Below are 21,251 nucleotides of genomic sequence, written 5' to 3'. Positions count from 1 at the left end.
CCTCACCGCAACACGCAAAAAAATGGAGGCTGGACCACGAGTCCGCCTCCGTTTCTCATAAGCGAAAAGAGCGTCGCGGGCAGCCGGCAGCCCGTCCGCTTTGCGCTACTTCTGCGAGCGCAAAATCCGCGCTGCGTCCAGCGCGAAGTAGGTCAGCACGCCGTCGGCGCCTGCACGCTTGAACGCGAGCAGCGATTCCATCATCACTTTGTCGTGATCGAGCCAGCCGTTCTGCGCGGCGGCCTTCAACATCGCGTATTCACCGCTGACCTGGTAGACATAGGTCGGGAAGTTGAATTCGTCCTTCACGCGACGCACGATGTCCAGATACGGCATGCCCGGCTTGACCATGACCATATCGGCGCCTTCATCGATATCAGCGCGCACTTCGCGCAGCGCTTCGTTCGAATTGGCCGGGTCCATCTGGTATGTCATCTTGTTGCTCTTGCCCAGGTTCGTTGCCGAACCCACCGCATCGCGGAATGGGCCATAGAACGCGGATGCGAACTTGGCCGCATAAGCCATGATCCGCGTGTGGATGTGATCCTCGCTTTCCAGCATTTCGCGGATGGCGCCAATGCGGCCGTCCATCATGTCCGACGGCGCAAGAATGTCGACGCCGGCCTCAGCCTGCGCGCGCGCCTGCTCGATCAGGATTTCGACGGTGTCGTCGTTGATCACATAGCCGGCTTCATCGAGCACACCGTCCTGGCCGTGACTCGTATAAGGATCGAGGGCCACGTCGGTCAGGACACCAAGGTCGGGAAAGTGCTTCTTCAACTCGCGGACGGCGCGTGGCACGAGGCCCGCCGCGTTGGTCGCTTCCCGGCCGTCCGGCGTTTTCAGCGACGGCTCGATAGCCGGGAACAGCGAAAGCACGGGCACGCCGAGCTCGACGCATTGTTCGGCCACGCCCATCAGCAGATCGACCGACACGCGTTCGACGCCCGGCATCGACGGTACGGCTTGCCGCACGTTGGTGCCTTCGACGATAAACACGGGGTAGATCAGATCGTTGGTGGTGAGGATGTTTTCTCGCATCAGGCGGCGCGAGAAGTCGTCACGGCGCATGCGGCGCGGACGATGATGCGGATAGAAGCTCATATCGAATCGAAGATCGTGGATGTGTGGAGTGGACAAGTAACGCCTGCCTCCGCTCCCGGAAACTTTTCGAGACAATGGTATATCATACCGATCGAGCGAGGCGCCTTGCGCTGACCTCCCCGCTTCTCCTCCCTGAGCGGGTGCCTGTCGTTTTTTTCGATTAGGCTGTTTGACCCGCCGTTCAAGCGGCGGGTTTTTTTATGGGGCTGCGGAAGACGTTTTATCGGGTTTGCGAATAGTCAGCCGGCAGTGTGCCCGAAGTCAGCTGTTTCAGTGTGCGGCGTCCGCTTCGCCTTTTTCGGAAGGGATCAGCCAGCTTTCGATCAGCTCGTGCGCTTCGTCGATCCCCACTCGCTTCAGCGCCGAAAATAGCTGGGCGGTCAACTCGCCCTGATAGCCGTTCGCGCGATATTCGGCCAGACCTTTCTGCGTCGCGCGCAACGCGTTAATGCCTTCCTGTCGCGTCAATTTGTCGCATTTGGTGAGCAGCGTGTGGATCGGTTTGCCGGTCGGCGCAAACCATTCGATCATGCGGCGGTCCAGCTCGGTGAGCGGCCGGCGCGAATCCATCATCAGAATCATGCCGCGCAGTTGTGAGCGCGTTTGCAGATAGCTGGAGAGCAGCGCCTCCCAATGCGCTTTCGCCGCGCCCGGCACTTCCGCGTAGCCATAGCCAGGCAGATCGACCAGATTGGCCGTGGGTTCGTCTTGCTTGCCCACCGAAAAGTAATTGATGTGCTGCGTGCGCCCGGGCGTCTTACTGGCGAACGCGAGGCGCTTCTGGTTACACAGGATATTAATGGCTGTCGACTTGCCTGCGTTCGAGCGCCCCGCGAAAGCGATCTCGGGCTGCGACGTTGCCGGCAAATCACGCAAGTGATTGACCGTCGTAAAAAAGCGGGATTGGTGGAGCAGGAAGGACATGAGCGAGGCCGGTATTTCGAGACGCCGGGGAACCCGGAGCGGGGACGGGTCAAGCCCGACTGGCGTCTTAGCGATTAGCGAGTTATTGTACAATACGATGGTTTACTGAAAACCTGATGGGGGCCAGCCCGCGTGCCTTGGCGGCTTCCAGCGGTCGCTCGGTTGCCGTCGTAATTTGCAAAACCTTTAAGAAAACGCCGGGCCGTCCCAAGTTTTCCGCTCTGAGAGAAGTCCCCTTGGGGATGGCGACAGGAGGGGCTGGCGCGAGGCGCCGGGTTTGGGGCCTCTCTAAGAATCCCACAAGACGAGACAGGGTGTGCGAATGAATCGACTGAGCAAGACTCTGATGGTGCTTCATGTAGCGGCAGGTCTTTCAGGTTTGGCAATTCAGGCACGAGCAGCAGATCCGGCAAAGCCGGACGTCAATCGGGGGCAGGCAATCGCGGTGCAGGTGTGCGCGTCTTGTCATGGAGCAGACGGCAACAGCGCCGGCGGTGCGTATCCGAAGCTGGCCGGCCAGCATCCCGAGTATCTCGTCAAAGAACTCAAGGACTTCAAGATCCAGCCGGGCGCCAAGCAGCCCGCGCGCAACAATGCGATCATGATGGGCATGGCCGCAGCGTTGTCCGATCAGGACATGGTCAACGTGGCCGCCTATTTCGCGACGCAAACGCCGAAGCCCGGCTACGCGCATAACAAGGACACAGTGCCGCTCGGTCAGAAGATCTATCGCGGCGGCATTGCGGACAAAGGCGTGCCGGCCTGCGCAAGCTGCCACGGGCCGACCGGTCAGGGCATTCCTTCGCAGTATCCGCGTCTGTCGGGCCAGTGGGCGGAGTACACGGTCGCCCAGTTGACGGCCTTCACCCAGGGCCCCGGCGCACGTAACAACAATGAGGCCATGCACGCCATTGCCGCACGGCTGTCGGATAGCGAGATCAAGGCGGTAGCGGATTACATCGCGGGCCTGCATTAAAGGTCCGCACGCAGGTAACCGGCCCGACGAGGCCGGTACACAACAAGAAAAGGGTGAGGGCGTCGTGTGCACGGCAGCCCTTCACCCTTTTTTGCTGTTCAGTCGGAGTATGAATGAGCGTCACCACGTCGGGTTTGCAGTCGAAGTCGGGCAATCGCGTCATGCGCAGCGTCGTCGAAGTCATGAGCTCGATGCGTTTCGCCATTGCGCTGCTCGTGATCCTGTCGATCGCCAGCATCATTGGTACTGTCCTCACGCAGGACGATCCCTATCCGAATTACGTCAATCAGTTCGGCCCCTTCTGGGCAGACATCTTCCGCTCGCTGAGTCTGTACACGGTGTACAGCTCGTGGTGGTTCATGCTGATTCTCGGCTTTCTGATGGTGTCGGTATCGCTATGCGTGATCCGCAATGCGCCCAAGATGGTCGCCGACGCGAAGAGCTGGAAAGACAAGGTCCGCGAAGCCAGTCTGCGCGCGTTCCATCACAAGGGCGAATTCGCGGTAGAGGGCACGCGCGCACAGACGTCCGCGGTGCTCGCCCGACTGTCCGGCAGGCTGGGCTACAAGTTCGTCACGCGTGAATCCGAGGGCGCCACGCTGATTGCCGCCAAGCGCGGCGCACTTACGAAATTCGGCTACATTTCCGCGCACCTTGCGATCGTGGTGATCTGCCTTGGCGGCCTGCTCGACAGCAATCTCCCCATCAAGCTGCAAATGTGGCTGTTCGACAAATCGCCGATCCGCGCGAACACGGTAATCAACGACATCACGCCGGACCATCGTCTGTCGCAATCCAATCCCACGTTCCGCGGGTACGCATGGGTGCCGGAGGGGCAGCATGTGTCCACCGCGATTCTGAACCAGCCAGACGGCTCGCTGATCCAGGACCTGCCGTTCTCGATCGAACTGAACAAATTCATCGTCGACTACTACTCGACCGGCATGCCGAAGCTGTTCGCGAGCGACATCGTCGTGGTCGATCATAAGACCGGCGCGCGGGTCCCGGCTCGCGTCGAAGTGAACAAGCCATTCACGTACGACGGCGTTTCCATCTACCAGTCGAGCTTCCAGGACGGCGGCTCGCAAATGCAGATGACCGCTTTCCCGATGACCGGCCCAACCGCGAAGAGCGCGCCGTTCGGCGGCACGATCGGCGGTAACGCGCCGTTGAGCACGGCCACGCCGCTGGCGGACGGGCAGACCGTCGAATTTACGGACTTCCGTGCGATCAACGTCGAAAACATTTCGAACGGCAGCGGCCAGAACGACGCGCGCGGCGTGGCCGCGCATCGCTCGCTGAAAGAGGCGTTCGACGAGCGTCTTGGCTCCGGCGCAAAAACGTCGAAGCCGCTTGACCTGCACAACGTCGGTCCGTCGGTTCAGTACAAGGTGCGTGACAAGGACGGGCAGGCGCGCGAGTACAACAACTACATGCTGCCGGTCGACGTGAACGGGGAAAAAATGTTCCTCGCCGGCATGCGTGTGAATCCGGATGATCCGTTCCGCTACTTGCGCATTCCCGCCGACACCGGTGGCACGGTCAAGGAGTGGATGAACCTGCGCGCCACACTCGAAAATCCCGCGATGCGGGCCAGCGCGGCCCACCGTTTCGCGCTGCGCTCGGTGCCGGGCTCGAATCCGGAGCTTCAGCAACATCTCGAAGAAAGCGCGTTGCGCGTGCTGACCCTGTTTGCCGGTGCGGACGACAGCGTCAAGACGCCGAACGGCCAGACCGTGGGCGGATTTCAGGCAATCGCCGGTTTTATTGACCGTTCGGTGCCGAAGGGCGAGCAGGAAAAGGCCGCCGGCCTGCTGCTGCGCATGCTGGAAGGCGCAACGTGGGACTTGTGGCAGTTGTCCCGCGAGCAACTCGGCGAGCCGGACGCCGTCGCCAACGCCGACGCGAGCCGTTTCATCCAGAGTTCGATCAACGCAATATCCGACAGCTTTCTGTATGGATCTCCGGTCTATTTACAGCTTGACTCATTCAGGCAGGTGCAAGCTTCGGTATTTCAGTTGACGCGCGCGCCCGGCAAAAAAGTCGTGTATCTTGGCAGCCTGCTCCTCGTGTTAGGCATCTTTTCGATGTTCTACGTCCGTGAACGGCGCCTTTGGTTCTGGCTCAAAGATACTGATCACGGCACGAATGTCGTGATGGCAATGTCGAGCGCACGTAAAACGCTCGACTTCGAAAAAGAGTTCGTCCAGACACGCGACGCGGTAGGCGCCGCACTGGGCGCGAGGCTCACCGAAGCAGCCGACGCAAACGCACCCGGTCATTCCGGCGCGCCGTCTGCCAGCTCACAAGATTCGACCCGGTAAGATCATGGACTTGACTCAGGTTTCCTCCTCCCCCGCACCGTCGCGGCCCCAAAAGGGTCTGGTCGGCGAGACGCTCAATGTTGCGCAGTACGATGAACGGCCGTTCCTGAAACGCCTCGGCGTCGTCGACTGGCTGTTCGCCGTGGCCATGGTGGCGGGCGCGGGCTTTGCGCTGACGCGCTATCACCCGTTCATGAATTACTACGACAAGCTGGTGCTCTGCTGCGCCGTGCCGGTTTTCGTGGTGCTCGGCTGGCGCTGGAAACCGGTGCGTCCGCTCATGGTCGGCATTGCAGCGCTCTCGCTGCTGGCCATCCAGATCTATCACGGCGACCTGAGCCGCGCAGACAACGCGTTTTTCCTCAAATATTTTCTGTCGAGCCAGTCCGCCATTCTGTGGATGAGCGCGCTCTTCGTCTTTGCGACCGTGTTCTACTGGATCGGCCTGTTGTCGCGGTCGCCCACCGGCGCCGCGATCGGTTCCAAGATGACGTGGGCGGCCGTGTTGATGGGTTTTGTCGGCTTGATGGTGCGCTGGTACGAGTCGTACCTGATCGGCGCGGACGTCGGCCATATCCCCATCTCGAATCTGTATGAAGTGTTCGTGCTGTTCAGCCTGATTACCGCTTTGTTCTATCTGTACTACGAGCAGCACTACAACACGCGCGCGCTCGGCGCGTTCGTCCTGCTCGTGATCAGCGCCGCAGTCGGCTTTCTCATGTGGTATTCGGTCGCACGCGACGCACAGCAGATCCAGCCGCTCGTGCCGGCACTGCAAAGCTGGTGGATGAAGATTCACGTACCGGCGAACTTCATCGGCTACGGCAGCTTCGCGTTGTCGGCCATGGTGGGCGTTGCCTATCTGATGAAAGAGCGCGGCGTGCTGGCCGACCGTCTGCCGCAACTAGAAGTGCTCGACGACGTCATGTACAAGTCGATCGCCGTCGGCTTTGCGTTCTTCACCATTGCGACGATTCTCGGCGCGCTGTGGGCAGCCGAGGCATGGGGCGGTTACTGGAGCTGGGACCCGAAGGAAACGTGGGCGCTGATCGTCTGGTTGAATTACGCGGCATGGCTGCATATGCGCCTGATGAAAGGACTGCGCGGCGCGGTTGCCGCATGGTGGGCGCTTACCGGTCTGCTCGTGACGACCTTTGCGTTCCTCGGCGTCAACATGTTCCTGTCGGGCTTGCACAGCTACGGCAAACTGTAAGTCTGCCGCCTGTGCCGGACCAAGAACCGCCGTGTGCGTCGCGCACCGGCGGTTTTTTTACGGCTGACGGAATATTCGATGCATCCAGAGTGTTCGCCGTGACAGTACCTATGAATGGCTGAACGAAACACCCGGATAGGTGATCGCACAATCCGGTCCCCAAGGGACACAGTACCGGGCCACCAAGGAGCAGCACCATGTGGATCAAGCGTAGCGAAAACATTCAACTGACAGGCGATGACATTGCGCGCAGCGAAATCACGCCTCGCCATGTCTTCGAGAACCGGCGGCGAGTCTTGCAGGCGGCGGGCGCGGTGGCGTTGGGCAGCCTGGTCGGCGTGAACGGCGAAGCACTGGCAGCCTACACGTCGCCGGACCCGAAGGCGCAGAAGCTGAGCGCGAAAACCAACGCGAAATTCGTCGCGCTCGACAAGATCACGCCGTTCAAAGACATCACCACGTATAACAACTTCTACGAGTTCGGCACCGACAAGGCCGATCCCGCGCACAACGCCGGCACGTTGCGGCCGCATCCGTGGAAGGTGAGCGTCGAAGGCGAGATCAAAAATCCGAAGGTGTATGACATCGACGAACTGCTGAAACTCGCGCCGCTCGAGGAGCGCGTGTACCGGATGCGCTGCGTCGAAGGCTGGTCGATGGTGATCCCGTGGATCGGCGTGCCGTTTGCCGAGCTGATCAAGCGCGTGCAGCCGAACGGCAATGCGAAATACGTGCAGTTCATTACGCTGGCGGACCCGTCGCAGATGCCTGGACTCTCGACGCCCGTGCTCGACTGGCCCTACTCCGAAGGGCTGCGCATGGATGAAGCGATGAATCCGCTCACACTGTTGACGGTGGGTTTGTACGGTCAGGTTTTGCCCAACCAGAACGGTGCACCGGTGCGCATCGTGGTGCCGTGGAAATACGGCTTCAAGAGCGCGAAGTCGCTCGTGAAAATCCGCTTTATCGACAGGCAGCCGCCGACCAGCTGGAATACGTATGCGTCGAACGAGTACGGCTTTTACTCAAACGTGAATCCGAACGTCGATCACCCGCGCTGGAGTCAGGCAACCGAACGGCGCATCGGAGAGGACGGTTTCTTTACGCCCAAGCGCAAGACGCTGATGTTCAACGGTTACGGCGACCAGGTCGCATCGCTGTATCAGGGTATGGATCTGAAGAAGAATTTCTGAGCGAACGGCGCGACTATGGCTATCGACACGCAACCTTCTTCTGGCGCCACGCGCGAAAAAATGGCGGCGCGTTCGCCGTCCGGGCCCGCGTCCGCAGCGGCCAAGCGGCCGGCTTCCGGCGCGCGCTGGGTCGTACCGGCGAAGATCGCGGTGTTTATCGCGGCGTGGTATCCGCTCGCTCGCATCGTACTGTTCGGCATGACCGACCGGCTCGGTGCGAATCCGATCGAATTCATCACGCGCTCAACCGGGCTCTGGACGCTCGTCTTTCTGTGCATCACGCTAGCGGTGACGCCGCTGCGCCGTCTCACCGGCGTCGCGGCGTTCGTGCGTTTTCGCCGCATGCTCGGGCTGTACGCATTCTTTTACGCGACGCTGCATTTCGCCACTTACATCTGGTTCGACAAGTGGTTCGACGTCGCAGCGATCCTGAAAGACATCGGCAAGCGGCCGTTCATCACGGTCGGTTTTGCTGCGTTCGTGCTGCTGGTCGCGCTCGCTGCAACGTCGCCACGCGCGATGGTGCGCAAGCTCGGGCGACGCTGGCAGACCCTGCATCGCGCGATTTACGCAGCGGGTGCGCTCGCCATTCTGCATTTCTGGTGGATGAAGGCCGGCAAGCATGATCTGATTTTGCCGAAGATTTACGGCGCAATCATGGTTGCGTTGTTGGGATGGCGCTTGCTGGCATGGCTGCGCGATCGGCATATCAGGGCGGCGCGATCGCGAACGCGTTAAGGGGCATGGGGCTGATGGCGCCAGACATGTGGCGTATGAGGCGTGGTACGCGCGAGAAGCGTAGGCCCTGAAAAAGCAAAAGGCGGTGCCTTATCCGGCATCGCCTTTTGATTTTTTGCGCAGCAAAGCGCTGTCGGTGATAGTTACTCAGGCAGGATCGATTCGCCGGCAAACAGTTGCTGAACCTCTTCGCGCGCGCGAACCACATGTACCTGTGTACCATCCACCATTACCTCGGCGGCGCGCGGACGAGTGTTGTAGTTGGAACTCATCGCGAAACCATAAGCACCCGCCGAACGGATGGCGAGGAGATCGCCTGGTTCAATGGAGAGCAGACGCTCGCGGCCGAGCCAGTCGCCGCTTTCGCAAACCGGACCCACTACGTCGTAGATATGCGCGGTCGTTTCGCGCTGAACGACCGGTTCAATCGCGTGATACGCCTCGTACATGGCGGGACGCGCGAGATCGTTCATTGCCGCGTCGACGATCGCAAAGTTCTTTTCCGCGCCCGGCTTCAGGAATTCGACGCGCGTGAGCAGCATGCCCGCATTGCCGACCAGCGAACGGCCCGGCTCGAAATACACTTCGCGATGACCGTGACCGCGCGCTTCGATACGGTCGAGCACAGTGCGCACGAACGCGCCGATTTCCGGCGGCGTTTCGTTGTCATAGGTAATGCCGAGACCGCCGCCCACGTCGATGTGACGAATCGTGACGCCGTCCTGCTCGATCTGGTCGACGAGTTCGAGCAGCTTGTCCACGGCGTCGAGATAAGGCGCGACTTCGGTGATCTGTGAGCCGATGTGGCAGTCGATGCCGACCACATCCAGGTTCGTCATGGCAGCAGCCGCGCGATAGGTTGCGCGCGCGTCTTCGAAAGCGACCCCGAATTTGTTCGACTTGAGCCCGGTCGAGATATACGGATGCGTCTTCGCGTCGACGTCCGGATTCACGCGCAGCGACACTGGCGCCTGTTTTCCCATCTCGGCGGCGACCGCGTTCAGGCGATCAAGCTCGGGAATCGACTCGACATTGAAGCACTTCACGCCAGCTGCCAGCGCCTCGCGCATTTCGCCGGCGCTCTTGCCCACGCCGGAAAACACCGTGTTTTCCGCTTTGCCGCCGGCGGCCAGCACGCGGGCCAGTTCGCCGCCCGACACGATGTCGAAACCGGCGCCGAGACGAGCGAACACGTTCAGCACGGCGAGATTGCTGTTCGCCTTCACGGCCACGTGGATGCTCGCGCGACGGCCGACGCATGCGCCCGCATATGCGTTCCATGCTTCAGTCAGTGCGGCGCGCGAGTAGACGTACAGCGGCGTGCCGAACTGGTCGGCGAGAGAGGCGGCGGACACGCGTTCGGCGTGCAACACGCCGTCGACGTATTCAAAAGCGGATCGAGTCATGCGAGAGTCTTATTGAACGGGAGTAACGGCGGAAGCAGGCAGCGGCGCCGACGTGCCAGAAGCCGCCGAAGCAGCCGAGCCAGGCGGCGTGGCCAGATCATTTTCAGGCGCGAGCGAGAGCGGTGTGCCGGACGTATCGGGCACCGTGCCGGTCTCGGCTGCATTATCCGGAACGGGTTTCGCGTCGTCAGGCGAAGGCGGCTGTGTGCGGTCGACCGGCTTGGCGGGTAGCGGCGGCACAGTGGGCAGATAGAGCGCACCGCGTTGCCCGCAGCCAGCGAGCGCGCAACCTGCGAGAATGGCTAAAACCGCTACAATCGCGCGGCCGGGCGCTGCCGCGCGCATCCGAGTGACGACTCGCATGACTGTCCCTGTATAAATAATCGATGGAGTTTAGCATGTCCGATACTGATTACCTGACCCGTGCGGAAGCCGCTCTAGCCGCCATCGAACGCGCGCTCGACGACACCGATGCCGACATCGAACTCGAGCGCAGCGGCAATGTTTTGACGCTCGAATTCGAGAACCGCTCGAAGATCATCGTCAACCTCCAGCCGCCCATGAGCGAGATCTGGATCGCCGCTAAAGCGGGCGGTTTCCATTTCCGTTTTGTCGATGGCGAATGGCGCGACACGCGCAGCGGGACCGAATTTTTCGCGGCGCTTTCCGATTACGCGACACAACAGGCAGGCGAGCCGGTTCACTTCAAAGCTTGAGCTTCATTGCGGTGACAAACACCGTTGAATAAAAGCGAGTGAGTCGCCCAAATGAAAATCGCCGCGCATCGAGCGCGGCGATTTTTTTAGGCGCAGCAGAGACGACTCAGTGTCCGCGGAACAGATTCATGATGTCCTGTTTCTCCTGTTCGCCGACCTGTTCGGGCGCAGCCGCAGCGGCGGCGCTTGCCTCGGCATCCAGTGTTGCCTGGCTCACACCCACCGTCGCAACGAAACCGTTGCCGGGCGTGTAGTCGTCGAAATACAGTTCCGAGCCAAGTTCGACAATGCCGTCAGGCCGCGGCATCTTGTAGTCGGGCACGCCTTTGAGCGCCTGTCCCATGTAGTCGACCCATACCGGCAGCGCGAGACCGCCGCCTGTTTCCTTGTCACCGAGACTGCGCGGATTGTCGTAGCCGATCCACGCAATCGCCGTGAGCGTGTGCTGATAGCCGGCGAACCATGCGTCGCGCGAGTCGTTGGTCGTGCCCGTCTTGCCGCCGAGGTCAGTGCGCTTGAGTATGTTGGTCTTCGAACCCGTGCCGCGTTGCGCGACGCTTTGCAACAGGCTGTTCATCACATACGCGTTGCGCGGCTCGATCGCATGCGGTGCGCTCTGCGCGGCGACGAGCGGTTGTGCATGCGCGACGACGAGGCCGCGCTGATCGGTGACTTCGGCGATCAGATACGGATTGATCCGATAGCCGCCGTTCGCAAACACCGAGTAGGCGCCCGCCATCTGCAACGGCGTAACGAGACCGGCCCCAAGCGCCATGGGCAGATAAGCCGGATGACGGTCCGCATCGAAGCCGAAGCGCGTGATGTACTGCTGCGCGTACTTCGTGCCGATCTGGTTGAGGATGCGGATCGACACAAGATTCTTCGACCGTTGCAGCGCGGTACGCATGGTCATCGGGCCGTCAAAACCGCCGCCATAGTTTTTCGGCTCCCACGCCTGGCCGCCGGTTTCCGCTGCGGTGAAAAAGAGCGGTGCGTCATTGATTACCGTGGCCGGTCCCAGCCCCTTTTCGAGCGAAGCCGAATAGATGAACGGCTTGAAGCTCGAACCTGGCTGGCGCCATGCCTGGGTGACGTGATTGAACTTGTTCTTGTTGAAGTCGAAGCCGCCTACCAGCGCGCGGATGGCGCCGTCCTGCGGCACGACCGAGACGAACGCGCCTTCCACTTGCGGCAATTGCGTGATCGACCAGTTGCCGTCCTCGTTCTTCACGAGACGGATGATCGCGCCCGGCCGCACGCGCTGGTTCGGCTGTGCGTGCGTGCCGAGCGCCGCCTGGGCGTAGCGCAAACCGTCGCCCTGAATCGTCGCCACATTGCCGTCGATGAACGTAGCCTGGACCTGCCTGGGACTCGCCGCGGTCACGACGGCCGCGATGAATTCGCCGTTGTCCGGATGCTCGAGCAGTGCGTCGTCGATGGCCTGCTCGCGGTCTTCTGCATCGCCCGGCAGATTGATGAATGCTTCCGGGCCACGATAACCATGACGCCGTTCGTAGTCCATCAGACCTTTGCGCAGCGCGCGATAAGCGACGTCCTGATCAGCCGAGTCGATCGTGGTCAACACGTTCAGGCCGCGCGTGTAGGCTTCTTCGCGGTACTGCGCATACATCATCTGCCGCACCATTTCCGCGACGTACTCGGCGTGCACGCTGAATTCCTTGCCGGCGCCCTTGACCACGAGCGGCTGCCTCGCGGCCTCGTCGTACTGTTCCTGCGTGATGTAGTGAAGCTCGTACATGCGCTGAAGAATGTACTCCTGCCGCACTTTGGCGCGCTTCGGATTCACCACCGGGTTATAGGCGGACGGCGCTTTCGGCAGACCTGCCAGCATTGCCGACTCGGCAAGCGTGAGATCTTTCAGATCTTTGCCGAAGTACACCCGTGCCGCGCTCGCGAAACCATAGGCACGCTGACCCAGATAGATCTGATTCATGTACACCTCGAGAATCTGATCCTTCGTCAGTTTCGATTCGATCTTGTACGCGAGCAACATCTCATAAATCTTGCGCGTGTAGGTCTTTTCGCTTGAAAGGAAGAAGTTGCGCGCTACCTGCATGGTGATCGTGCTTGCGCCTTGCGTGGCGTGACCGTTGGTCAGCGCGACCATGCCCGCGCGCGCGATACCGGTGAGATCGACGCCGCCGTGATCGTAGAAGCGCGCATCTTCAATGGCCAGAATCGCCTTTTTCAGGCTGTCGGGTACGTCCTGAATATGGACGATGTCGCGGCGCTCTTCACCAAATTCGCCGATCAGCACGTGGTCAGCGGTGTAGATGCGTAACGGCACTTTCGGCCGGTAATCAGTCAGCGCATCGAGCGAGGGCAGATTCGGTGTGGCGACGACCAGTGCATAGCCAAGCACGAGCGCCACACACAGAATGCCCGCGACGATCAAGCCCAGAAAGCCGACGATGAGCTTCTGCCATAGCGGGCGTTTGCGCTTTTGCGGCGCGGGCGGCGGGGACGGAGGAGACGTTGATTGCATAGGGGCACCAAAAAACAGTCCCGCGATTATAGCCGCCTCGCTTCTCAGCTTTCGGCATGCTTACTGACAGGTTGAATGGTTCTGCGCGCCACGCAGGAATGACTTCACTGTAGTCGTTTTAGTGTCGCGGCGGGCGTGCGCCAGGCAACGTTGGCCGTTTGGCCGAATGTCCCTAAGGCGTGCGTCTACGGACAATTCTTCCTCGTTATCCGCGTTCGAATCATTCGTCGCGTGAGTCAGAGGGAGGGCGTTATGGCGTTCAGAAGTTCGTGGCTGCAAGCCATGCAGGCAGGGGGGCAGCGTTTCGCTGCGGGAATCGACGTGGGGTCGCAGGCTGTACGTCTCGTCGTGTTGAGTCGACGAACGCGCGCACGCGCCGCAGTAAGTATCGAATATGCGAGCACCGTCGCGCTGGCGCCCGGCGCGATGGCCGGCACCGACATCGCGGATCGTCATGCAGTGGCGCGCGCGTTGCGCGATGCGTTCGCCGGTCTGCCGCGCGCGTGTGCGACGCATGCATTGCGCTGCTCGATGGCGTTGCCCGCGTCGGCGACGCTGACCACTACCGTCCCCCTTACGCAACTCACCCTGCACGGCGGCTGTGTCGACGACGGCGGTCATGCATCTGCCGCACTCGAGCCCGCGGTGATGAGCGAAGTCGAGCGCATTGCGGGCCTCGAGCGGCACGCACTCGCGGTCGACTGGTTCGTTGACGACAAGCCCGCCCCCGTTCGCTCGGTGACGATTGCGGCGACTGCGCGCCAGCATCTGGAAGCGCGGATCGAATCGGCGGCGGCTGCGGGCATTTCGCTGAGTACCGTCGACGGCGAGCCGCATGCTGCGCTGCGCGCGATGCGCTACGCGGCGAGTCACGAACTCGATCCGCAGGAGGCGTATGCGGCTTTGTGGATTGGCACGGACGGCGTGTACGCATGGCGAATGGTCGATGACGCCGTAGTCGGCGAGATGCACTATCCCGCGCCCGAGCACGCCGATCTTGCCGACGCGCTGCGCGATCTCGTGCAGGGTCCCGCGCTCGACTGCGCGCTGGTGAGCGGTGAGATCGATTTGCTCGACGGCGTCGGCTTCACGATGGCGGACATCGCCGACGTGCTGGGCTGCACGGTACTGCCCTTCGAATGCGCCGCGCTCGGCAGTCTGGCGCGTGAGTTGCATGATCCGTTGCTGCATGAACCGTCCGGCGCCGTTGCGTTCGGGCTTGCGTTGCGCGGGGTGCTCGAATGAGCGGCGCGGGGTTTATTCGTTTGCAGTCTGCCGGCCTGGCGAATCCTCGGGCCGCCTCGCACAGTACGCGTTCTGCACGGACCTGGCTTGGCGGCTTCAACCTGCTGCCTTACCGGCAGCGTAACGCGCGACGTGCGCGTCGGCAGCGCTTGCTCGAATGGCTCGGCGCGGTGCTCGCAGGGTGTTCCGCCGTGCTCGTTTTCGCCGGATGGCAGACGTGGAGTAGCGCTCGGCTCGATGCGCAGCGCGCCGTCATCGAGCGCTCGCTGTCGCAGTTGCGCGCGCCGGTTGCGGAGCACGCAGCGTTGCTGAAAGCAGCCGACGAGGAGCGCAGAGCCGAAGCTCTCGCCAAGGGGCTTTCGGAACCGCTGACTCATCTGCGTGATCTGCTCGAAGCATTGAGTTTCGAACCGGGCGAGGGCGTGGTGCTGCAACGGTTGCGACAGCGCAATGATGCGACCGAGCTGCTGGCGACTTCGCCCGGACATGCGGCTTCCGCTGAATGGCTCAAACGCCTGAGTGCGGTTCGCGGCGTGAAGGATGTCGAAATGAATGAACTGCATCCGGTGACGGCACGCGGCGCCGGTGCTCCAAATACTTTTTCGGGCGCGGCTAAAAGCGCGGCTGCAAGCACGGTGGCAAGCACGACCACAAGCGCGGCTGCGAGGACAAGCCCAGCGCCAGCAGGCTCAATTGAATTTGGTGCCCACCTGCGCTGGCGCGACCCCGCGCAGAAACCGCCGGCTGCTGCCGAGTCGCGCGCCGTCAAAAACAGACTATCAGGAGATCACTGATGAGTACGACTTTTGCCGCGTCAGGCGGCGTATTCGACATGCGTCAATCCATGTCGCAATGGGCGCGTCGGCTGCGTGTTCCACTTGATGCGTGGAGTCGGCGTCGTCGCTGCGTGGTGGCGCTGCTGATCGCCGCGCTGATATTCGCACTTGGCGCGTATGCCTCGACGAGAGCGGATCTGAGTGGCGTCGAGGCGAGTCGCGCGGCATTGAGCGCGACTGCCCGGCGATTCGCCGACGCAAAACGCGCGTTGGCGCAACTGCCTGCGTTGCGCGTAGAGGCTACTGCTTCGCCCGCGCACGCCCCTGCTTCGTGGGCTTCAGCGGACGACGTGCGTGTCGTGTCCCAACTGGCGGCGGAAAACGGCTTCACCTTGCTCGCTGTCGAGCCGGGTGCGTCGAGCGGTACGGGCATCGAGAGGATGCGGCCGCTGCAAATCACGGCGCACACGGACTTCATTCATCTGATGGCGTTTATGCATGGCTTGTCGGACCTGGCAGTGCTCGTCGCGCCAGTGGACATCACCGTCAGACGTGATGGCGGCGCGCTTTCGGTCAGCGCGACCTTGAACGTGTACAGCGCGTTGCGACCGGCAACCGCGACGACGTCCGCGGTATTGTCTGCGAACGATAACCTCGATCTGGACGATGACGAAGACGTGGTGTTTTTCGATCCGTTTGCGCTGCCGCAGATGCTGGCGTCGGACGCCGTGTCGGACGCGTTGCAACTGCGCCTGATGGGCATGCTGCGGGACTCGGCGCGTGCGTTGGCGCTGCTGGACACGCCCGAGGGTGCGACTACGGCGGTGGCCGGGCAGCAGATCGGCGCCGAGCACGTAACGCGGCTGGACGCGCTCGGCATGACGCTCGCGGGCCGAGGCGGCGCGACTCGCACGCTGGCATTCGCGGAGGCTTCGTGAGCGAATCGATGAGCGACAGGCTTTCGTTGAACACGGCGCATGCAAAGAACGACGAAGCGCGCGGCGCGATGCGCAAGCGTGCGCGGCAAAATTCGCTGTTCCCGGCGCGCCACGCCATTGCCGCGGTTCGTGCTGCAGAAGTCGATATACGCGCGACCCGAAGCGTCCTGTCGAGCCCAGCCGCGCCGCGTCGTCACGTCTTGCCTCGCGTGTGCATGAGCGTGTGCATGAGCGTGTGCTTGAGCGTGTGCTTGAGCGTGTGCCTGAGTGTGGCGCTGAGCGCGGCCGCGGCGGCGCACGCGTCGACGCCGCCGTTACCGTTATTGCCTCCGCTTCCCACGTCGATGGCTGCCGACGACGTGGGGGTATCGTCGGGCACGTCGTTTCAGTCACGCGGCGTGACCGGTGACATTCCGAATCCGTTTCGCGACGAGACGACGCGCGAGCCGTCTTCATCGGGCGCGGGGACACCAGGCGAGACCATGTCCGACGACCCGTTCGACGGCTCCGTCCCCTTGGCGAGGCACGCGGCGCCCTCGCGCGACGATACGCAAAGCACCGCGCTCGAAGGACCGCCCGTACCGTTGCCGGCGCTCGCCCGCCTGAGCGGCGCGCCGAAAACCGCAGCGGACGCGAATCTCGCTCCCGACGACAAGCCGATCTCGCTGAACTTCCAGCGAGCCGAACTCGGCGCCGTGCTGAATGCGTTCGCGCAGTTCACGGGCTTGAACATCGTCGCGAGCGAGCGCGTTCGCGGAGCCGTATCGCTGCGGCTCGACAAGGTGCCGTGGCGCACGGCGTTCGACACACTGCTCGACGTCAACGGGCTCGCTATGGAGCGGCATGGCAACGTAATCTGGGTCGCGCCGATGGCGGACCTCGCGGCGCGCGAGCGTCAGCGCTTCGAGGCGCACGCGCGGGCTGCGGACCTCGAACCTCTCGCGAGCCGCACATTCGAGCTGCACTATGCGCGAGCAGAGGACGTGCGACGGCTGCTGGCCGGCTCGGGTGCGCAGCGCGTGCTGTCCAGACGGGGCGCCGCGACCGCCGATCCGCGCACCAACCTGCTGTTCGTGACCGACCTCGCCGGGCGTCTTGCGCAGATCGCCGAATTGCTCACGAGCATCGACCGGCCGACCCGCCAGGTGCTGATCGAGGCGCGAATCGTCGAGGGCGAACATGGGTTTTCGCGCAATCTCGGCGTCAAGCTCTCGATGGCAGGTTCGAATGCCAACGATACCGGGCGTGGCTGGACCAGCAGCGCCTATGACCTGTCTGCGCGGCCGATTGCCGGCTTCGACGCGGCGACTGCGGGCCTCACGCTGTTCGCCGCCGGTGCAACGCGCCTCCTGAACATCGAATTGAGCGCGCTCGAAGCGGACGGACGCGGCGAAATCGTCTCCAGCCCGCGCGTGGTGACTGCGGACCGGATGAAGGCCGTCGTCGAGCAGGGCACCGAACTGCCGTACCAGGCCAAGGTGGGACAGGGTGTGTCTGGCGTGCAGTTCCGGCGCGCCACGCTCAAGCTCGAAGTCGAGCCGCAAATCACGCCGGACGGCCGCATCGTGCTCGATCTCGACGTCGCCAAGGACAGCGTCGGCGAACAAACCGACGCCGGGCCGGCGATCAACACCAAACACGTGCAAACGCGCGTAGAAGTGGAAGATGGTGGTACGGTGTCGATCGGCGGGATTTACGCGACTGACGACCGGGATGATGTGACCGGCGTGCCGCTCCTGGGCAAAATACCGGTTTTGGGCGCGCTTTTCCGCCATCGGGCCCATCGGGACCAGCGCAGCGAACTGGCGGTTTTCATCACGCCGCGCGTCGTTCAGACAAATTAGGGGCATGTGCCCGCAGCCGACGAGCGGCGGCCCGCATGCTCGACAAGGCAGCCGCTTTGCCAGTAAGCTGCGGCACGAACCATACCGGATTAGCCAGAGGACACCGTTGCAAGCGCGGGACGCACACGCCAATGTATTTTTTGTAGGGCTCATGGGGGCAGGAAAGACCACCGTGGGCCGGGCCATTGCGCGCCGTCTCGACCGCCCGTTCTTCGATTCCGACCACGAAATCGAATCCCGCACGGGCGCGCGCATTCCGGTGATCTTCGAGCTGGAAGGCGAAGCCGGTTTTCGCGAGCGCGAGGCCAACGTGATTTCCGACCTCACGGGGCGCGACAACATCGTGCTCGCAACGGGCGGCGGCGCCGTGCTTCGGCCGGAGAACCGCGAAGCGCTGCAGAGTCGGGGTGTCGTGATCTATCTGCGCGCCAATCCTCACGACCTGTGGTTGCGCACGCGGCGCGACAAGAACCGCCCGCTTCTGCAGACCGACGACCCCAAAGCGCGTCTCGAAGCGCTCTACGAAGCGCGCGATCCGTTATACCGGGAATGCGCGCATTTCGTGATCGAAACCGGCCGGCCGTCGGTCAATGGACTCGTCAATATGGTTCTGATGCAGCTCGAGATGGCCGGCGTCGCCAAACATCCTGCGTCATAATGGACCGTATGATTACCGTCAATGTCGAACTGGGCGAGCGTGCCTACCCCATCCATATCGGTGCCGATCTGATCGGCCAGACCGCGTTGTTCGCGCCGCATATCGCCGGTAGCGCGGTCACCATCGTCACGAATAACACGGTCGACCCGCTTTACGGCGACAAGCTGCGCGCCGCGTTGGCGCCGCTTGGCAAGCAGGTCTCCACCGTCGTGTTGCCGGACGGCGAGGCTCACAAGAATCTTGACACGCTCAACCTGATTTTCGACGCGCTGCTGGGCGCGCGTGCAGATCGCAAGACCACGTTGATCGCGCTCGGCGGCGGCGTGATCGGCGACATGACGGGTTTTGCCGCAGCCTGCTACATGCGCGGCGTTCCGTTCATTCAGGTGCCAACCACGCTGCTCTCGCAGGTCGATTCGTCGGTAGGCGGCAAGACGGGGATCAACCATCCGCTCGGCAAAAACATGATCGGCGCGTTTTACCAACCGCAGGCCGTGATCGCCGACATCGGCGCGTTGCGCACGTTACCGGCGCGCGAACTGGCGGCGGGCATTGCCGAGGTCATCAAGACGGGCGCCATTGCAGATGCCGGCTTTTTCGACTGGATCGAAGCCAACGTCGAGGCGCTCAACCGCTGCGAGCCCGGCGCGCTGGCCGAAGCGGTCAAGCGTTCGTGCGAGATCAAGGCATCCGTAGTCGCGCAGGACGAACGCGAAGGCGGGTTGCGCGCCATACTCAATTTCGGTCACACGTTCGGCCATGCAATCGAGGCCGGACTCGGCTACGGCGAGTGGCTGCACGGCGAGGCGGTCGGCTGCGGCATGGTCATGGCGGCCGATCTGTCCGTGCGCCTCGGCTATCTCGACGAGGCGGTGCGCAAGCGCCTCGTCGACGTGATCGTGGCCGCGCATTTGCCCACGCGCGCGCCCGCGCTCGGCGACGAGCGTTACGTCGAACTGATGCGCGTCGACAAGAAGGCGGAGGCCGGCGCAATCAAATTCATCCTGCTGAAGCGTTTCGGTGAGACGCTGATCACCCAGGCGCCCGACGACGCAGTGCACGCCACGTTGACCGCCGCTGTCTGACTTTCGCGAACCGCAACGGCTGAGCGGCCTCAACGGTTTAGCCGCCTCGACGGGTTGAGCGGCCTGGGCGGCTTGGGGCCGTTCTCCATCCAACTGCGTTCAGACGATGATCAAGCGGTCAGCCAGGATGCACTCGCATCTAGAGGCGCCGCTCATGTTTTGGAGAGTCCGGTGACAAATACGCGCGGTGACGAAGTGAAGCATGAACCGGCAGGCGCGGCGTCGATGGTCGTGCTCACGCAGGAAACCCTGGAAGCACATCTGGCGCCCTATGCGGCCCGCTCGTCGCAGTCGCGCGGGCGCCGCTTTGCCGAGGCCGCGCCGAGTGCGCGCACTGAATTTCAGCGCGATCGCGATCGCATCGTGCATTCCACCGCATTTCGCCGGCTCGAATACAAAACGCAGGTGTTCGTGAATCACGAGGGCGACCTGTTTCGCACGCGTCTCACGCACAGCCTCGAAGTCGCGCAGATCGCGCGCTCGGTCGCGCGAAATCTGCGAGTGAACGAGGACCTCGTCGAAGCTATTTCGCTCGCTCATGATCTCGGCCATACGCCTTTCGGCCATGCCGGCCAGGACGCGCTGAACGACTGCATGCGGGAACACGGCGGCTTCGAACACAATCTGCAGAGCCTCGCAGTCGTCGACGATCTCGAAGAGCATTACGGCGCGTTCAACGGCCTGAATCTGTGTTTTGAAACGCGTGAGGGCATTCTCAAACACTGCTCGCGTGAGAACGCACGGCGTCTCGGTGCACTGGGCGAGCGTTTTCTCGAAGGCAGGCAGCCGTCGATCGAAGCTCAGATCGCCAACGTCGCCGACGAGATCGCGTACAACAATCACGACGTCGACGACGGTTTGCGCTCGGGTTTGTTGACCATCGAGCAGCTCGCCGAAGTGGAGTTGTGGCAGACGCATTACCTGGCAGCGCGCGCCGACTATCCGCAGATCGAAGGGCGCAGGCTGATTCATGAGACGGTGCGGCGCATCATCAATACGTTAATCGTCGACCTGATCGAGGCGACCAGGGCGAATCTCGCGCGCTACGCGCCGCAATCGCTCGACGCCGTGCGTGCAGCGCCGCCGATCGTCGCGCATAGCGAAGCGATCGCAGTTCAGGCTGCGGCGCTCAAGCGTTTTCTGTTCAGGAATCTGTATCGCCACTATCGCGTGATGCGCATGGCGAACAAGGCGCGTCGTGTCGTGACAGGACTTTTCGATGCATTCACTGACGATCCGCGGCTGTTGCCGCCGAGCTACCAGTCAGCCGATGCCACGGCGCAGCCGCGCTCGATTGCTCACTACATCGCCGGGATGACGGACCGGTACGCGCTCAAGGAATATCAGCGGCTTTTTGTGATTGACGATAACTGAGCGGGCATTGCGCTTCTGCGCCACAGGCTGCTTCAAGCGAGCAAAGGACGACGTTGCCTGCAACGTTCGGGCAGCAAGACGACAGTAGATGAAAAAGGGCGAGCGCACGCGAAGACGCGGCGCGCGATGAAAGAAGTCAAGCGAAGTAAAGGCGTCAGGTGGAGCGGCTTTTCAGCCGCAACCACGTGCGCCTGTCAACGTCGATGCAAGCTCAGTGCGCGACAAGTGCAG

Annotated in this window: 18 protein-coding genes; 13 read left to right on the top strand and 5 right to left on the bottom strand. The window is 62.4% G+C overall.

Annotated features, from left to right (window positions below; all coding sequences use genetic code 11):
• Positions 1-105: 105 nt before the first annotated feature.
• Together hemB and yihA are read right to left on the bottom strand one after the other, a co-directional pair.
• Positions 106-1,104 carry a porphobilinogen synthase gene (gene hemB / locus AAGS40_RS13730; RefSeq protein WP_345814410.1) on the bottom strand — a complete coding sequence of 333 codons (999 nt, stop codon included), beginning with the start codon at positions 1,102-1,104 and terminating at the stop codon, positions 106-108.
• A gap of 270 nt (positions 1,105-1,374) precedes the next feature.
• Complete coding sequence (yihA, locus tag AAGS40_RS13725) at positions 1,375-2,028, bottom strand: ribosome biogenesis GTP-binding protein YihA/YsxC (protein ID WP_345812018.1); 654 nt, start codon at positions 2,026-2,028, stop codon at positions 1,375-1,377.
• A 322-nt stretch (positions 2,029-2,350) separates the two neighbouring features.
• Here yihA and AAGS40_RS13720 point away from each other — a divergent pair, with 322 nt between their 5' ends.
• From AAGS40_RS13720 to msrQ, 5 genes are all read left to right on the top strand, one after another.
• Positions 2,351-3,004 (top strand): c-type cytochrome, encoded by a 654-nt coding sequence (locus tag AAGS40_RS13720; protein WP_345812017.1) that lies wholly within the window; start codon positions 2,351-2,353, stop codon positions 3,002-3,004.
• Between the two features lie 113 nt (positions 3,005-3,117).
• Positions 3,118-5,328, top strand: a complete 2,211-nt coding sequence (locus tag AAGS40_RS13715; RefSeq protein WP_345812016.1) for a cytochrome c biogenesis protein ResB — start codon at positions 3,118-3,120, stop codon at positions 5,326-5,328.
• Positions 5,329-5,332: 4 nt separating this feature from the next.
• On the top strand, positions 5,333-6,541 hold the full coding sequence (gene ccsB, locus AAGS40_RS13710; RefSeq protein WP_345812015.1) for a c-type cytochrome biogenesis protein CcsB: 1,209 nt from the start codon (positions 5,333-5,335) through the stop codon (positions 6,539-6,541).
• 197 nt (positions 6,542-6,738) lie between these two features.
• The gene (gene msrP / locus AAGS40_RS13705; RefSeq protein ID WP_345812013.1) at positions 6,739-7,734 is read left to right on the top strand and encodes a protein-methionine-sulfoxide reductase catalytic subunit MsrP; all 996 of its coding nucleotides are present in this window, start codon (positions 6,739-6,741) and stop codon (positions 7,732-7,734) included.
• Between the two features lie 15 nt (positions 7,735-7,749).
• Positions 7,750-8,472: a protein-methionine-sulfoxide reductase heme-binding subunit MsrQ gene (gene msrQ / locus AAGS40_RS13700; RefSeq protein WP_345812012.1), complete on the top strand. Its 723-nt coding sequence runs from the start codon at positions 7,750-7,752 to the stop codon at positions 8,470-8,472.
• A 143-nt stretch (positions 8,473-8,615) separates the two neighbouring features.
• On the opposite strand, the gene lysA is transcribed toward msrQ, so the two are convergent.
• Both lysA and AAGS40_RS13690 read right to left on the bottom strand, forming a co-directional pair.
• The gene (gene lysA / locus AAGS40_RS13695; RefSeq protein ID WP_345812011.1) at positions 8,616-9,878 is read right to left on the bottom strand and encodes a diaminopimelate decarboxylase; all 1,263 of its coding nucleotides are present in this window, start codon (positions 9,876-9,878) and stop codon (positions 8,616-8,618) included.
• Between the two features lie 9 nt (positions 9,879-9,887).
• The gene (locus AAGS40_RS13690) at positions 9,888-10,241 is read right to left on the bottom strand and encodes a lipoprotein (RefSeq protein ID WP_345812010.1); all 354 of its coding nucleotides are present in this window, start codon (positions 10,239-10,241) and stop codon (positions 9,888-9,890) included.
• 35 nt (positions 10,242-10,276) lie between these two features.
• Between AAGS40_RS13690 and cyaY the strand changes: the two genes are divergently transcribed.
• Positions 10,277-10,594 (top strand): iron donor protein CyaY, encoded by a 318-nt coding sequence (gene cyaY / locus AAGS40_RS13685; protein ID WP_345812009.1) that lies wholly within the window; start codon positions 10,277-10,279, stop codon positions 10,592-10,594.
• A 106-nt stretch (positions 10,595-10,700) separates the two neighbouring features.
• Here cyaY and AAGS40_RS13680 read toward each other — a convergent pair whose 3' ends face one another.
• Positions 10,701-13,100 carry a penicillin-binding protein 1A gene (locus tag AAGS40_RS13680; RefSeq protein ID WP_345812008.1) on the bottom strand — a complete coding sequence of 800 codons (2,400 nt, stop codon included), beginning with the start codon at positions 13,098-13,100 and terminating at the stop codon, positions 10,701-10,703.
• 252 nt (positions 13,101-13,352) lie between these two features.
• On the opposite strand from AAGS40_RS13680, the gene pilM reads away from it, so the two are divergent.
• The 7 genes from pilM (at position 13,353) to AAGS40_RS13645 (ending at position 21,020) form a co-directional block, all read left to right on the top strand.
• Positions 13,353-14,345 carry a pilus assembly protein PilM gene (gene pilM, locus AAGS40_RS13675; RefSeq protein WP_345812007.1) on the top strand — a complete coding sequence of 331 codons (993 nt, stop codon included), beginning with the start codon at positions 13,353-13,355 and terminating at the stop codon, positions 14,343-14,345.
• Between the two features lie 20 nt (positions 14,346-14,365).
• Positions 14,366-15,139, top strand: a complete 774-nt coding sequence (locus tag AAGS40_RS13670) for a fimbrial assembly protein (RefSeq protein ID WP_345812006.1) — start codon at positions 14,366-14,368, stop codon at positions 15,137-15,139.
• A complete protein-coding gene (locus tag AAGS40_RS13665; RefSeq protein WP_345812004.1) occupies positions 15,139-16,059 on the top strand; it encodes a hypothetical protein in 921 nt (306 codons plus the stop codon). Before AAGS40_RS13670 ends, AAGS40_RS13665 begins: the two co-directional genes overlap by 1 nt.
• 215 nt (positions 16,060-16,274) lie before the next feature.
• Positions 16,275-17,903 (top strand): type IV pilus secretin PilQ, encoded by a 1,629-nt coding sequence (gene pilQ, locus AAGS40_RS13660; RefSeq protein WP_345814409.1) that lies wholly within the window; start codon positions 16,275-16,277, stop codon positions 17,901-17,903.
• Between the two features lie 106 nt (positions 17,904-18,009).
• Positions 18,010-18,561 carry a shikimate kinase AroK gene (aroK, locus tag AAGS40_RS13655; RefSeq protein ID WP_345812002.1) on the top strand — a complete coding sequence of 184 codons (552 nt, stop codon included), beginning with the start codon at positions 18,010-18,012 and terminating at the stop codon, positions 18,559-18,561.
• On the top strand, positions 18,561-19,646 hold the full coding sequence (gene aroB, locus AAGS40_RS13650; protein ID WP_345812000.1) for a 3-dehydroquinate synthase: 1,086 nt from the start codon (positions 18,561-18,563) through the stop codon (positions 19,644-19,646). The genes aroK and aroB overlap by 1 nt, the downstream gene beginning before the upstream one ends.
• Positions 19,647-19,817: 171 nt before the next feature.
• Positions 19,818-21,020 (top strand): deoxyguanosinetriphosphate triphosphohydrolase, encoded by a 1,203-nt coding sequence (locus AAGS40_RS13645; RefSeq protein ID WP_345814408.1) that lies wholly within the window; start codon positions 19,818-19,820, stop codon positions 21,018-21,020.
• Positions 21,021-21,251: the final 231 nt, after the last annotated feature.

The sequence above is a fragment of the Paraburkholderia sp. PREW-6R genome (assembly GCF_039621805.1).
Lineage (GTDB): Bacteria > Pseudomonadota > Gammaproteobacteria > Burkholderiales > Burkholderiaceae > Paraburkholderia.
Note: the sequence above shows the minus strand (reverse complement) of the source record. Positions and strands in the feature narration are given on the sequence as shown.

Excerpts from the sequence above, each read along its gene's own strand:
- hemB (WP_345814410.1), bottom strand. The coding sequence starts at position 1,104 with ATGAGCTTCTATCCGCATCATCGTCCGCGCCGCATGCGCCGTGACGAC.
- yihA (WP_345812018.1), bottom strand. The coding sequence starts at position 2,028 with ATGTCCTTCCTGCTCCACCAATCCCGCTTTTTTACGACGGTCAATCAC.
- AAGS40_RS13720 (WP_345812017.1), top strand. The coding sequence starts at position 2,351 with ATGAATCGACTGAGCAAGACTCTGATGGTGCTTCATGTAGCGGCAGGT.
- AAGS40_RS13715 (WP_345812016.1), top strand. The coding sequence starts at position 3,118 with ATGAGCGTCACCACGTCGGGTTTGCAGTCGAAGTCGGGCAATCGCGTC.
- ccsB (WP_345812015.1), top strand. The coding sequence starts at position 5,333 with ATGGACTTGACTCAGGTTTCCTCCTCCCCCGCACCGTCGCGGCCCCAA.
- msrP (WP_345812013.1), top strand. The coding sequence starts at position 6,739 with ATGTGGATCAAGCGTAGCGAAAACATTCAACTGACAGGCGATGACATT.
- msrQ (WP_345812012.1), top strand. The coding sequence starts at position 7,750 with ATGGCTATCGACACGCAACCTTCTTCTGGCGCCACGCGCGAAAAAATG.
- lysA (WP_345812011.1), bottom strand. The coding sequence starts at position 9,878 with ATGACTCGATCCGCTTTTGAATACGTCGACGGCGTGTTGCACGCCGAA.
- AAGS40_RS13690 (WP_345812010.1), bottom strand. The coding sequence starts at position 10,241 with ATGCGAGTCGTCACTCGGATGCGCGCGGCAGCGCCCGGCCGCGCGATT.
- cyaY (WP_345812009.1), top strand. The coding sequence starts at position 10,277 with ATGTCCGATACTGATTACCTGACCCGTGCGGAAGCCGCTCTAGCCGCC.
- AAGS40_RS13680 (WP_345812008.1), bottom strand. The coding sequence starts at position 13,100 with ATGCAATCAACGTCTCCTCCGTCCCCGCCGCCCGCGCCGCAAAAGCGC.
- pilM (WP_345812007.1), top strand. The coding sequence starts at position 13,353 with ATGGCGTTCAGAAGTTCGTGGCTGCAAGCCATGCAGGCAGGGGGGCAG.
- AAGS40_RS13665 (WP_345812004.1), top strand. The coding sequence starts at position 15,139 with ATGAGTACGACTTTTGCCGCGTCAGGCGGCGTATTCGACATGCGTCAA.
- pilQ (WP_345814409.1), top strand. The coding sequence starts at position 16,275 with ATGAGCGTGTGCATGAGCGTGTGCTTGAGCGTGTGCTTGAGCGTGTGC.
- aroB (WP_345812000.1), top strand. The coding sequence starts at position 18,561 with ATGGACCGTATGATTACCGTCAATGTCGAACTGGGCGAGCGTGCCTAC.